Origin of the sequence: Alkalibacterium putridalgicola (assembly GCF_040959045.1) — a bacterium.
GTDB lineage: Bacteria > Bacillota > Bacilli > Lactobacillales > Carnobacteriaceae_A > Alkalibacterium > Alkalibacterium putridalgicola.
Map to the genome: position 1 here is coordinate 1,662,919 of NZ_CP162615.1, position 13,681 is coordinate 1,676,599.

Consider the following 13,681-nt stretch of genomic DNA (forward strand, 5'->3'; position numbering starts at 1 on the left):
ACTACACAGATCAGCTGTTTTCTCTTACCCATTCAGAAACGGCCTGTAATGCCTCCGGAAGTCCGTCCGGATTTTTTCCGCCTGCCTGTGCAAAGTCGTCCCGGCCGCCACCGCCGCCTTTGACATAAGGAGAAATCGTTTTGATAAGATGGCTAGCTTTCAGATTTTTCTCTCTTGCTTTCTCATTAAGAGAAGCTATGAGATTGACCTTATCCTCATTTCTCAGTCCAAGGACCAGGATATCCGAATAGTTATTCTGCTTCCATTTATCTGCCAGCTGTCTCAGCTGGTTCATGTCTTTAGCTTTGATTTCTTCAGCGATAACAGTTAAGTCTCCAACTGTTTCCGTTTTTGTAAAGATATCTTCCGCCTGAGCATTCGCCAGTTTGGCATGCAGCGATTCATTTGCCTGACTGATCTCTTTTATTTCTTTCTGAAGACCTTCTACTCTAATAGGCAGATCACTGTGCGATTGCAGTTTCATTAATTTTGAGACCTGCTTTAAGATAGTCAGCTGTTCTTCCATCCAGCGGTAGGCCCCTTCGCTTGTTCTCGCGATAATACGTCGTGTTCCGGCACCGATACCTGTTTCGGATAAGATCTTGAATAAGCCGATTTCTGAAGTGGTTTTGACATGTGTTCCACCGCATAACTCTTTTGAATAGTCATCTATCAATACGACTCGGACATGCTTCCCGTATTTTTCACCAAATAAGGCCATTGCGCCCATTTCTTTTGCCGTATCGATGTCTGTTTCAACTGTTTCGACCATAATATTTTCCTGGATCTTCTGATTGACCTGCTCTTCCATTTTCTTGAGCTCTTCTTCAGTCACTTGCCCAAAATGAGTAAAGTCAAATCTTAACTGACTGTCTTCCACTAGAGAGCCAGCCTGATTCGCATGATCCCCCAGAACATCTTTTAATGCCTGATGCAATAGATGCGTAGCCGTGTGGTTCCGTTCGATCAGTCTTCTACGTTTTCTGTCTATGACTAGATAATAGGTCTCATTGACATTCAGCTTGTGTCTTATCTCTGCTTCGTGAATAGGCTGTCCATCAGGGCCAGATTTGACATTCGTCACCTCTGCCATCACGGTTTGTTCATCATTCAGGATCAGGCCGCTGTCGCCCACCTGTCCACCTTTTTCAGCATAAAAAGGACTTTCGCTGAATATAAGTCTGACTGATTCTCCCGGCTCAGCTGTCTGGACAAAGCTCTCCTCTTTAATAATCCTAACGAGTTCACTCGACGTTTCGTCGTGATTATAACCTATAAAATCACTTTCAACTGACACATCACTTAAGAGAGAAGACTGAACGGCCATGGACCCTTCTGCCTGGCGGGCAGATCGTGCTCGTTCACGCTGTTTTTCCATTTCCACTTCGAATTCTTCATAGTTGATTGTGATGTCTTCCTCATCAACAACTTCCTCTGTTAATTCCAGAGGGAAACCATATGTGTCATACAACTGGAAAACATCTTTTCCTGAAATAATGGTCTGCCCCTCAGCCTTTAATTCTTCGACGATTTCTTTTACCTTGTCTAAACCGGCAGAGAGCGTTTCAAGGAATCGTTCTTCTTCGTTTAAAATAACTTTCTCAATAAATTCAGTGTTCTCACTGACTTCAGGATAATGTGCCTGCATGATTTCCCCGACTACTGGAATCAGCTGGGTCAGGAATGGTTTTTCGATGGACAGCCTTCTGCCATGCATGACACTTCTTCTCAGCAGGCGTCTTAACACGTAACCCCGTCCTTCGTTGGAAGGCAGTGCCCCATCGCTGATGGCAAAAACCAGTGTACGGATATGATCCGCGATTACTTTAAAACTGACTCTATCCTTTTTGTTCTTGTTATATTCGTGACCGGAAATATCTTCGACTTTGTTTATGATAGGCATGAACAAATCTGTTTCAAAGTTTGTCGGTGCATTCTGGACGACAGATACGATTCGTTCAAGTCCCATACCCGTATCAATATTTTTATTAGGTAATGGCACATACGTATCATCGGATTTATGGTTGAACTCCGAGAAAACCAAGTTCCATATTTCCAGCCAGCGTTCATTTTCTCCGCCTGGATAATTCTCTTCGTGTCCTTCAGGCAGATCATTAAAGGCTTCTCCCCTGTCATAAAAAATCTCAGAATCGGGGCCGCACGGTCCTTCTCCGATATCCCAGAAATTACCCTCTTCCTCTATAAGATGAGACTCGTCAACACCGATCTTGTCTTTCCAGATGTTATACGTCTCTACATCCTGAGGGTAGACCGTAATATATAGTTTATCCGGGTCCAGCGCCAGCCACTTGTCCCCAGTCAGGAATTCCCATGCCCATTCGATTGCTTCTTCTTTAAAGTAATCTCCTATAGAGAAGTTTCCCAGCATTTCGAACAATGTGTGATGTCTGGCCGTCACACCGACATTCTCGATGTCATTTGTCCGAATACTCTTTTGTGAACTGGCTATTCTAGGGTTATCCGGTCGGACGGTGCCGTCAAAATATTTCTTCATCGTAGCGACTCCTGAATTGATCCAGAGCAGCGTCGGATCTTCTACGGGAACCAGTGAGGCACTTTTTTCTACTTTATGTCCTTTTTCTTTGAAAAAGTCTAAAAAAAGTTGTCTCAACTCAGCACTTGATAGTTCTTTCATTTTTCATTTCTCCTTTTATAAACAATTTATATAAACAAAAAAACTGAATAAATTACTACAGACAAGGACGAGTGCTCGCGGTACCACCTTGTTTGTAATAACTTATTCAGTCAGCCATTACCTCTTGAGACTTGTTAACGCCAAGTAACGTTATACTTTCGTATAAATGATCCAAAGGTAGCACTGAAGTCTGTGATATTCTTTCACCAGCGGAATATCTCTCTTTTAGTAAAGCTTCAGCATGTCCTTCTGTGAATGTTAAAAGTATAGCGCAGATCGGTCCATTAGTCAATATTCTCCGGACAGTTTACTACTAAAAAGCCAATGATTAAAGCATACAAGTCTCTACACTTCATCTGTCCAATCTGTTTCATGCGCAGGAAAATATTTATGCATCGAAAATCCGCGTCCCAGCACTTCACTGGCCGGCATGGCAACGACAAAGGCATCAGGATCGGCTTTTATGACTGCCTCTTTCAGGAGCGTGAATTCTCTTTCCTGTATAACAGCCATCAGCATATCTTTGTCTGTATTGCCATATCCTCCGCGTATCCCAAGATTCGTGACTCCACGTTCCATGGTATGCAGGATTTCCTGTCTGATGTCTTCTGGATTGTCTGAGATGATGAAGACATTTTTATTTCTATTGAAGCCAAGCTGGACCATGTCGATCGTTCTGGAAACGATGTACAAGGCTATCAGTGAAAACATCACTGTTTCGACATCAAAGACCAGCAAGGCTATAAGGATGACAACACCGTCCACCATTATAGTGCTAAGTCCCAGCTGGAGGTGGAGGTACTGATATAAAATTTGTACTATGATACTCGTTCCGCCAGTCGACGATTTTGCCCGAAAAACGATACCGAGACCTAAACCGGTAATACCGCCGCCAAACAAAGCTGCCAGAAGCGGCTCTCTAGTGACAGGATCCCAATCTCCAATGAACATCAGGAAAAAGGGAATCAGCAGGCTGCCCAGGATCGTTTTATATCCCGCTTCTTTCCCCAGCAGTAAAAAGCACAGGATCAGTAGAGGAATATTAAGTGCATACTGGAACATCGCCGGATCCCAGCCGAACGTGGCATTCGCTGCAATGGATAAGCCGGAAACACCACCTGAGACTATATTATTAGGTAATAAAAACACCTGAAAAGACACAGCCGCTAAAAATGATCCGAAAATGATATAGACATAGTCCACCGCGCTTAATGTATATTTTTTTGCTACTCGTAACATTTAATATCCTCCTTTTAAATCGCTATTAGTCAACTCGAAACATTCTAACACTTTAAGTGTCACAATGACAAGGACAAGTTCTGTTTCTGTGTATTTACTAAGATTATCTTTCTTTTCTATATATTTCACGTATACTATGGTTATAAAACAAGAATTGGTGATTACGTGAAGAATAAACATTTGATTTTTATCGTGAACGAATTTTCCAGAAACGGCAAAAAAACAACGCACCAGATCCGACAGGTCATGCAGCGTTCTAATAGTACCTACGAAATACATATCACCCAATACCCCAAGCATGCCACTGTACTCGCTGAACATTTAGCAGACAAGGTAGAAAATGACACGTTGATCGTTGCTGTGGGAGGCGATGGCACGTTAAATGAAGCTGTGCAGGGATTGCTGAATGTTGACGCTCCTATTCCTTTGGCCTATATAGCTACGGGATCCGGCAACGATTTTGCCCGGTCGCTTGGACTGCCATTAACGATCGAAGCCTCAGTTAACAATATACTCGATACCGATTCCCCTACCTATCTGGATGTACTGATCGGTACATCGGACTATTCAAATATTGTTGCTGTAAACAGCATAGGCTTTGGACTGGATGGCATGGTTATCAATAAAATAGACAAGACGAAAAACAAGCAGACCATCGGAAAGTTCTCTTATCTCGCTTCCGTTCTCTCTGCCTATTTTTCCCAGAAAGCCTTCCCGCTGAAGCTGGTGACTGATAAACAGAATTATATTTATGGTGAATCCCTACTTATCGTATGTACAAATAACAAATTTTTTGGAGGAGGCATTCCTATTCATCCGGAGGCTGTTGCAACTGACGGCATGATCGATTTGGTTATTGCTGAAAAAGTGAGCTTTAAAGAGCTTCTCAGTATTCTTTTTTCGATCCTGACAACTCAGAGTCATCTGAAGCATCCCAAGCTGCATAGTCATCGAGTTGCTTCCTGCAGCTTCACGCTGTACACTCCCCAGTATGGTCAGCGTGACGGCGAGCTTATAGAGAAAAACATACAAAACATGTCGGTCCGAACAGTCAAACGGCCATTCTGGATATAAAACGCAAGAAGCGATCTCAGTTTATGAGGTCGCTTCTTTAAGGTTTGATACCTTCCATGCCGATCATCGGATCCACTGCATCAGTTTCAACATCTGAAGGCGTCAGGACATAGTCGGCTCTTGACTGAGGTGTTTCTATTTTCTTTCTCTTGATTTCCAGAACCGGGTTCTCTTCTTTTGAACTGGTACTGATCCGACTGGCTAATGAGGTCAGCCGTTCCGTTGTATTTTCAGAAACGCTCTTCAGAAATGCATTCTGTTCTCCGCATAAAAGCAATGTCTGACTGGCACGTGTGATGGCAGTATAAATGATATCCTTTTTGAGCATACGGCCATACCCGTATACGATAGGCAGAATGACCATCGGATATTCACTGCCTTGAGACTTATGGATAGAGCAGCAGTATGAGAGTGTGATTTTATTCCACTCATTTCTCAGATAGTTGACTTCATTACCGTCAAAATCTATGACCAGTTCTTCCACATTGTTTTCTGATTCTTTCTTTGAGACGATCCCGGTAATGATTCCCATATCTCCGTTGAAAACATTGCGCTCGGGCTCATTGATGAGCTGCAGAACTTTATCTCCTATACGGTAGTTTTTATCCATGAATTCGACTTCTTTGGTTTTTTCTTTTTTAGGATTGAAAAGATCCTGAAGATTTTTATTCAGCCGATCGATCCCGGCACTGCCTTTGTATATCGGGGCCAGCACCTGGATATCCTGAGCTGTGTACCCTTTTTCGATCGCTTTTGAAACTAATAATGACACGATATCGACGACCTGATTCGTCCCGCACGGAAAAAAATTCCGGTCATTTTTCTTTGAAGTGAAATCATCGGGTATATCGCCTCTTTTAATTTCATGGGCCAGCGAGACGATCGATGAGCCGTCATTCTGGCGATAGATCTCAGTGAGTTCTTTTTTCTCGATTTCTTCACTCGCAATCAAATCTCTGAGGACCTGACCTGGCCCCACTGAAGGCAGCTGGTCTTTATCTCCGACCATGATGACTTTCATATTATCTGGGACAGCTTTCAAGAGCTGATAAGCTAACCAGGTGTCGACCATCGACATCTCATCAATGATCAGGAGGGAACCTTTCAGCATCCGATCAGATTCCTGAAGCGGATCATCATCGGAACCCGTCAAGCCAAGAAGTCGATGAATGGTGCTTGATGGCAGTCCGGTCGTTTCTTTCATTCGTTTAGCTGCACGTCCAGTCGGTGCAGCCAGCAGGACAGGGAAAGGGTCATTGGGATAGTCTGCCGGATCCAGGCTGATATCTTCCAGTTCAGCATAAATGGATACGATGACTTCAAGGACCGTCGTCTTCCCTGTTCCAGGCCCTCCGGTCAGCAGGAATACCGGTGACGTTAAAGCTTTTTTTATCGCTTCTTTCTGAGACGATCCGAAAGAAATACCCCGACGCTTTTCAAACTGCTTTATTTTTTTGTTTATGGCAGCTTCTTTTACAGTTTCTTTTTCAGCATTTATCTTCAACCGCTCTAGCGCATTGGCTATCCCCCACTCTGAAGCATACAGTGAAGGCAGGTAAAAGGCATCTTCCTCCTGGATGATGCTTTGAGAATCGACTAGTTCAATAATATTCTCAGCGATCAGATCCGGATCTATGATAAATGGCCGGCTTTTTTCCAGTACAGCGATGCTGTTATTCAATAAAAATTCTGCTTCTACATAAGTATCGCCGGATTTCATGGTCTGTTCTTCAAGCGTATAAACGATGCCTGCTTTCACTCGTTCAGGTGCATCACCAACGATCCCGATCTCCTCAGCTACTGCATCCGCCCGGCTGAAACCGATACCCTCGATTTCTTCGATCAGCCGGTATGGATTTGACTGAATGACAGAGAGTGTGTCCCCTTCGAAGCGCTGATATATCTTATAAGCCAGTTTATTGGATATCCCGTAATTATTTAAGGCTATGATGACTTTCTGCATCCCCTGTTCTTTGTCCAGAACAGAAAGGATCATTTCTTTTTTTGATTCATTCAATCCAGGGATGCTGTCCAGCACCTTTTCATCATCAAGGATCATATCAATACAGTTCAGACCTAAAGTATCCACTATTTTTTCAGCAGACTTCTTTCCGATTCCTCTAAAGCGTGGACTGGAAAGATAGGTTACGATCGCTTCTTCAGTAGAGGGTTTTTCTTTGATATATTTTGAAGACTGAAACTGTAGTCCGTATTTCGGATGATCCGTCCACTTTCCAAAGAACTTGTAACTGTCCCCTTCTTGGATCTGACCAAAGTTACCTGTGACCACAGTCTGTGTCTCATTTACTTTTGTGTTCGTTGAATCGATCTTGACAAGCATCACTTTATAATAATTAGAAGGACTGGAGAAATATACCGCGGCTATTTCACCACTGATATATTCTTCTGAACCCATTTCGTTTGAAAAATCAAGCTGCTGCATGAGACGTCCTCCTTCCTTGAATAGTTTATCTAATACTCGCTCATTAATCTAGAGGTTTTTACCAGAAACTTTATTTTCTTCTCTGAATTTAGAGGGTGAAACAGACTTTAATTCCTTGAAATTACGGTTGAACGTGCGCAGTGTCTTATACCCGCATTTTTGAGAAATATCACTTATCGTCTCTTCCGTATTGAGCAGGAGATAAGTTGCCTGAGTTAAACGGTATCTGTTTATATAGGTCGTGAATGTCAGGTTCGTGTAAGTGTAAAACAGTTTTGAGACATAGGCATAATCATATTGGATGGCTTTTGTGACATCTTTTAATGTACAGTCATCCTGATAGTGATTGTCGATATAAATAAGGACGTTCTGGATGATCTTCCGTTTTGAGGATACTTTTATTTCTTCAAAAGATGTCGAACGGATCAGTGTATCACAATACCCATATAAGACTGCTTTCTGTGCATAAATAGAGGACAGTGCCTGTTTTTCCGGTATCTCTGTCACTGCAAAGCGGTTATCTTCTGGTACAGAACTTTTGTAAGATGAAAAAAAATGTCCAATCAGTTCTGGTGAAAAAATAAGTACTCTACAGACAGAATATTCTGGTGTAGACAGTTTATGCAGCTGATTAGGGAAAATGAATACAGCCTCCCCCTCTTTAAGGTGATAGTCTCTTTCTTCAACAGCAATGACCATTTCACCTTTCTCTACAATAATGATTTCATATGCCCGATGAAAATGAAGTGGAAAGTTCAAATCTTTCAATGAAGAATAGGTGAACTGTTCTTCTCCTTCCATACCATACTGCTCGAATAAGTACATGCGTACCGCTCCTTTTATCACTAATATTGTCTATCAGTATACTACATCTGAAACAGAAAGGACATTCATTTTGAAGGGTTCATCCAGAAAGTAAAAAAAGAGCTGTCTGATCAACAGAGCAGCTCTTTTATCATCATCTCACTTAAATGTATTGCAGTAATTCAGTTTCCTTGTAGGCACGGTCTATCGTTCCGCCGCCCAGACATTCGTCTCCATCATAAAAGACGATAGCCTGACCGGGAGTGATTGCACGTGCCGGTTCATCGAATTCTACTACTGCTGTATCTTCTTCTTTATTATAGTGAACAGTTACATCGACGTCTTTTTGTCTGTATCTGAATTTAGCAGAGCATCTGAACGTTTCAGGATACTCTTTACCAATTGTAAAGGAGAAGTCACTAGCTTCCAGATGCGTCGCATAAAGGTGGGGATGAGTGAATCCCTGGCCGACGATCAGTTCATTCTTTTCCAGATTTTTCCCAATAACAAACCACGGTTCATTGGACTGACCTGTTCCACCTATACCCAGACCTTTTCTTTGTCCAATAGTATAGTACATCAGCCCGTCATGACGTCCCATGACTTCGCCTGCTTCGGTCACCATGTTACCTGGCTGAGCAGGAAGATAATTCATCAAAAATTCTTTAAAGTCTTTTTCTCCGATAAAACAGATGCCTGTTGAATCTTTCTTCTTGGCTGTGGCCAGTCCAGCTTCTTCAGCTATCTTTCTGACTTCACTTTTATCCATTTCACCTAGAGGGAACATGACTTTAGACAGCTGATCCTGAGACAGCTGATTCAGGAAATAGGTCTGGTCCTTGTTGTTATCCACACCGCGCAGCATGTGAGTCGTTCCGTCTTCGTCTCTGCTGACCCTGGCATAATGCCCGGTAGCGACATATTCAGCGCCAAGACTCATGGCATAATCAAGGAAGGCTTTAAATTTGATTTCCTTGTTGCACATGACATCCGGATTCGGTGTGCGTCCTTTTTTATATTCATCCAGGAAATACTGGAAGACTTTGTTCCAATATTCCTTCTCGAAATTGATCGAATAATAAGGGATGCCTATTTTATTGGCTACGAGAGCGACGTCCTTATAATCTTCTGTAGCGGTACAGAAACCATTTTCGTCTGTATCGTCCCAGTTTTTCATAAAAACGCCAATAACGTCATACCCTTGCTCTTTAAGCAGTAAAGCTGTAACGGATGAATCGACTCCACCGCTCATGCCTACGACCACTCTTGTACTTGCATTTGACATTTTTTCACCATCATTTCTGTAAAGATTCTGTACTTGCACGAATTGAAGGTTCGTATGTTTCCAGTCTGTACTATTATACTGTCTATCATGAATAAATCAAGGGATAGCGGGGATTATTAAAAGAAAAGACACACAATTGGATTGTGTGTCTTTTCTCTGGAGCAGGTTTTTAGGTTGAAAGAGGGTTTTAAACCTTTTTAAGAACATTGGCGTTGACAAGCGATTCAATGATCCCTTCGGCAAATTTTCTTTCCTCTTCCAGCTGATCGGATTTGTATAGGTCGACTTTCTTCAACCCGTTCGAGGTCACAGCAGACAGTTTCAGCTCATTGATCTCCTTGGAAATAACCAGTTTCAGTTTAGGGACTTTCTTGTCCTGACTATGCAGAGAAAGGACACGCTCATATTGAAACGAACCGTTTTTACTTTCCAGGAACCCGTTGTCTCTAAGCGTGTACCGTTTTGCATCCTCATGTACAGCATAATGATCCTCACTGCCTAATAAATGATCTGTCTTGTATGTTGCCATTCATTTATTCCTCCTTTAAAGTTCTACTGTCTTTATTATACATCAACTTCCCTTTAAAAAAGTACAGGCGTCCTGAATTTTTTCAACTGTTTTTATAATAGCTTCTTCTGTCACACCCAAACCAAAACTCACTCTTATTGTTTCTTCGATTGCCGGGTGTCCCTTATCATATAAAGCAATCAATACATGACTAGGGTCAACATTCCCTGCTGAGCAGGCGGAACCTGTCGATACGGCGATTCGAGCTAAATCCAAGTGGATGAGCAGTTTATCTGACGGTACTCCCTTCAAATGAATGCTCAGTATATGTGGTAGACTTCTTTCCATTGATCCATTTACGCTAAAGTCTATATCAGTTTCTTCTAGTTTATTAATAAACAGTTTTTTGAAATAACTATAAGAATCTCTTAGATCTGTTTTGTTTGTCATTCTCAGTTCTACTGCTTTTTTAAAGCCCGCAATACCAGGGATGTTTTCAGTTCCCGCTCGTTTGTTGTTCTCCTGTTCTCCACCCATAATTAGACGGGGGATTGAGATATCCTCATTTATATAGAGAAAGCCTATCCCTTTGGGTCCGTTGATTTTATGCGCGGAGACTGAGAGTAAGTCAATATTTTCATCTCTTACGTCGATATCCTCAGTCCCATAAGCCTGAACAGCATCTGTATGAAAGACCACTTCAGGAGCAGTTTCTTTCAAATATTGACCTACTGCTTTGATAGGCATAAGACTTCCGATTTCATTATTCCCATACATGATCGAAACAAGTATAGTCTCTTCCCGGAGAGCTTCTTTGACTTGTTCCACGGTTACTTCCCCATCTTCATTGACAGGCAAATAAGTGATATCAAATCCTGTTTCATTTAGATATGCCATGGGTTTCAAGACAGCCGGATGTTCGACCACAGTCGTTATAATATGTTTCCCCTTATCTTTGTACTTTTCAGCAGTCTTTAATATGGCGATATTATCACTTTCGGTCCCGCCGCTCGTAATGACAATTTCTTGAGGCTTGGCATGTATACTTTCCGCAAACGTTCGGCGCGCTTCTTCAACCAGGCCTCTGCTTTCACGTCCGATTTGATGAATGCTTGAGGCATTTCCAAAATTTCTTTTCATAGCCTCTGTCATAATTTCAATTACTTCAGGGTGCATGGGAGTAGTCGCTGCATGATCTAAATAGACTGTTTCGCTCATAATTTATCCTTTCTAAACTAAGAGAGTTCGATGTTAGGATATAACATATCCAGCACTTTTCTTGATAAGCGTCTGCCTTTTCCTTTTTGTACATAGGCATGCATATTCATCGCCGGGTTAAAGTTGGCTTCTATGACAGTATAGCCTTTATTCTCTTCTGTACTCGGTACTTTAATGTCAGGGACGATCAGATCCAAACCAGTTACTTTAACATCTAATGCACTTGCGATTTCTTCTGCAATGCGTTTATAACTTTCATGCATGTCGTCAGTCACATCGATAGAGTCACCACCCGTAGAGATATTTGAATTTTCCCTGAGATATACTTTTTCTTTTTTAGCTATGACACTGTCGAAAGTGTAACCTTGTTCTTTTAGCATGAGTGCTTCGATCTCACCCATTTTTATTTTTGCCAGCGGAGCACGGTGATTCTCTCCTCTGTAAGGATGAGTGTTTTTCATTTCGATAAGCTCTCTGACCGTGTGCTCACCGTCCCCCGTAACATTGGCCGGTTCGCGCAGCAGGACAGCTTCAACTTTCCCATTCAGTACAAAGAAGCGATATTCAGTCCCTTCGATATATTCTTCTATGAGGATGCTGTCATCTTCTGTAAAGGCGAAGTTCAGTGCTTCTTCATAATCAGCTCTTTCAGGTCTTTGTTTAAAAATCGTGATGCCGATACCGTAGTTGGTCGATTTGGGCTTGATGACGATGGCTTTGTCTCTGGCAATAGGATAATAATCTTTAGCCTCTTCTAGTGAAGAAAACTCTTCACCTTCAGGGACAGCAAAATCATTGTCTTTGAGTAGTTTCTTCGTCACGGTTTTATTCGCCATGATCCAATGGGAAATATACGTATCTCTTGATGTCATATTTCCGTTTCTGACGTACTCTTTATCCCCTTTATGATTAAAGGCAAGAAACTGGTCCTGTTCATCCAGCACCGTCGTTTTCACACCGAGCTGCAGAGCATCGAACAAAAGGAGCTGGGTGCTCATTTCCAGTGTTTCAAACCCATTCAAAAGGAAAGGTTTCTCAAGAGAAAGCTGTTTATAGCTTTTCCCGAGCGCGATACCATATTCAATAAATGAGCCTCTGTCTTTCTGTTCCTCGACGATCCGAGCGGACAGCGTCTCTTTTGGATGATGAAACAGATGGATCGCTTTGTCTATCACAGCTGTATAGTCATCACTCAGATCCAGTTCCAGACTGGTCTCCTTCATACGTTTCAATAATGCAAGACCTTCTTCTTTATACTGCGAAGGTTCAAAGGGATGTTCAAGCGCAGTGGCTGCGTTCTTAGCTATACCTACCTTGATATCCTCATCAGTGTTGTCTTCATCCATCCAAACCATTGTCAGTAGAAAGACATGAACAAATAGAGACTGCTCATAAGAAAATCCAAGCGGATCGAGCGGGTTCAGGTCGAATGACCGGAATTCAACGTAGCGTGTGCCGTTATTGACTAACTGGCACACGTTTTTTCCGGCGCCCCGTAAACGCGATGAACCGTAATATTCTCTTTCTTCATATAAAGTATTGTTTTGTACTAACTCTTCGATATCACGAATATAATTCTCTATGGATTCATAAGAAACATTATCGCTGAACGTGTTGTGATAGCCGTACTGGCTGTTTCTAAGACTTCTTACAGGACCGATAGTCTCACTGTCCAAAAGCGAAGGATGACTTGTGGGAGATGCTCCGAACAGGTAAGTCAGGACCCACTGATACCTTAGATAATTTCGTGACATCTTCAGGTACAAGTCATTGCACCACTCATCGACATTTTCTTCTGACTGAACATGACTGTTGATTTTCTCCAGAAACTCAGGGGTAAAAGAGAAATTATAATGGACACCGCTGATCATCTGTTTTTTTCTGCCATATTTTTCAGCCAATTTTTCACGATACCGGATTTCTCTGTAATCATCCACTTTGATCAGAGGAATATCCTCTTCTTCCGGCAGGATATTAGCCATGCTGAATGGCCAGACAAATTCATCTTCATCGATCGTACGGTTGACGACATCATGCAAAGCCTTCAGCCATTGATACTGCTGCTTCAACGTGTCGAGAGCCGGCGTAACTAATTCAAGCTGCGCCTCACTGAAGTCTGTCTGGACATAAGGATGATGATTACGGCTACCGAATCCGGCCGGATGATCTGTTTGAGCGAGATGTCCTGATTCATCGGTTCTTAGCCCTTCCTTCTCTATACCGAAGGATCCTTTTACAAAATAAGGTTCAAGCTGATTGTTCTGTATTATTTTCTTTAGATTCATTTTATACTTCCTCTTAATATAATATGCTGTTGATATCAATTTATATCATATCACAAAAGGTCTCATCCAACATAAAAAATTAGTCTTTTCCATAGCAAACATTCGTTCACTTTTGTTCCATTGTAGAAGAAAGAATGCTATACTTGTATCACCTGAAATTACGCGTTTC

At 42.1% G+C, this 13,681-nt stretch carries 9 protein-coding genes; 1 reads left to right on the plus strand and 8 read right to left on the minus strand.

Annotated features, from left to right (window positions below):
* Positions 1-10: 10 nt before the first annotated feature.
* A complete protein-coding gene (gene alaS / locus AB4027_RS07845; protein ID WP_368644923.1) occupies positions 11-2,656 on the minus strand; it encodes an alanine--tRNA ligase in 2,646 nt (881 codons plus the stop codon).
* A gap of 345 nt (positions 2,657-3,001) precedes the next feature.
* On the minus strand, positions 3,002-3,895 hold the full coding sequence (locus AB4027_RS07850; RefSeq protein WP_368644924.1) for a YitT family protein: 894 nt from the start codon (positions 3,893-3,895) through the stop codon (positions 3,002-3,004).
* A gap of 165 nt (positions 3,896-4,060) precedes the next feature.
* Between AB4027_RS07850 and AB4027_RS07855 the strand changes: the two genes are divergently transcribed.
* Entirely contained in the window at positions 4,061-4,969 is a 909-nt protein-coding gene (locus AB4027_RS07855; protein WP_368644925.1) for a diacylglycerol kinase family protein, read from the plus strand.
* A gap of 37 nt (positions 4,970-5,006) precedes the next feature.
* On the opposite strand, the gene AB4027_RS07860 is transcribed toward AB4027_RS07855, so the two are convergent.
* The 6 genes from AB4027_RS07860 to gshAB form a co-directional block, all read right to left on the minus strand.
* Positions 5,007-7,412, minus strand: coding sequence for an ATP-dependent RecD-like DNA helicase (locus AB4027_RS07860; RefSeq protein ID WP_368644926.1), 2,406 nt, complete (start codon positions 7,410-7,412; stop codon positions 5,007-5,009).
* Positions 7,413-7,460: 48 nt separating this feature from the next.
* Positions 7,461-8,237, minus strand: coding sequence for an AraC family transcriptional regulator (locus tag AB4027_RS07865; protein WP_091486079.1), 777 nt, complete (start codon positions 8,235-8,237; stop codon positions 7,461-7,463).
* 142 nt (positions 8,238-8,379) lie between these two features.
* The gene (mnmA, locus tag AB4027_RS07870) at positions 8,380-9,501 is read right to left on the minus strand and encodes a tRNA 2-thiouridine(34) synthase MnmA (RefSeq protein WP_368644927.1); all 1,122 of its coding nucleotides are present in this window, start codon (positions 9,499-9,501) and stop codon (positions 8,380-8,382) included.
* Between the two features lie 187 nt (positions 9,502-9,688).
* A complete protein-coding gene (locus AB4027_RS07875) occupies positions 9,689-10,030 on the minus strand; it encodes a hypothetical protein (RefSeq protein WP_368644928.1) in 342 nt (113 codons plus the stop codon).
* Between the two features lie 42 nt (positions 10,031-10,072).
* Complete coding sequence (locus AB4027_RS07880) at positions 10,073-11,227, minus strand: cysteine desulfurase family protein (protein ID WP_368644929.1); 1,155 nt, start codon at positions 11,225-11,227, stop codon at positions 10,073-10,075.
* A gap of 17 nt (positions 11,228-11,244) precedes the next feature.
* A complete protein-coding gene (gene gshAB, locus AB4027_RS07885; protein WP_368644930.1) occupies positions 11,245-13,512 on the minus strand; it encodes a bifunctional glutamate--cysteine ligase GshA/glutathione synthetase GshB in 2,268 nt (755 codons plus the stop codon).
* Positions 13,513-13,681: the final 169 nt, after the last annotated feature.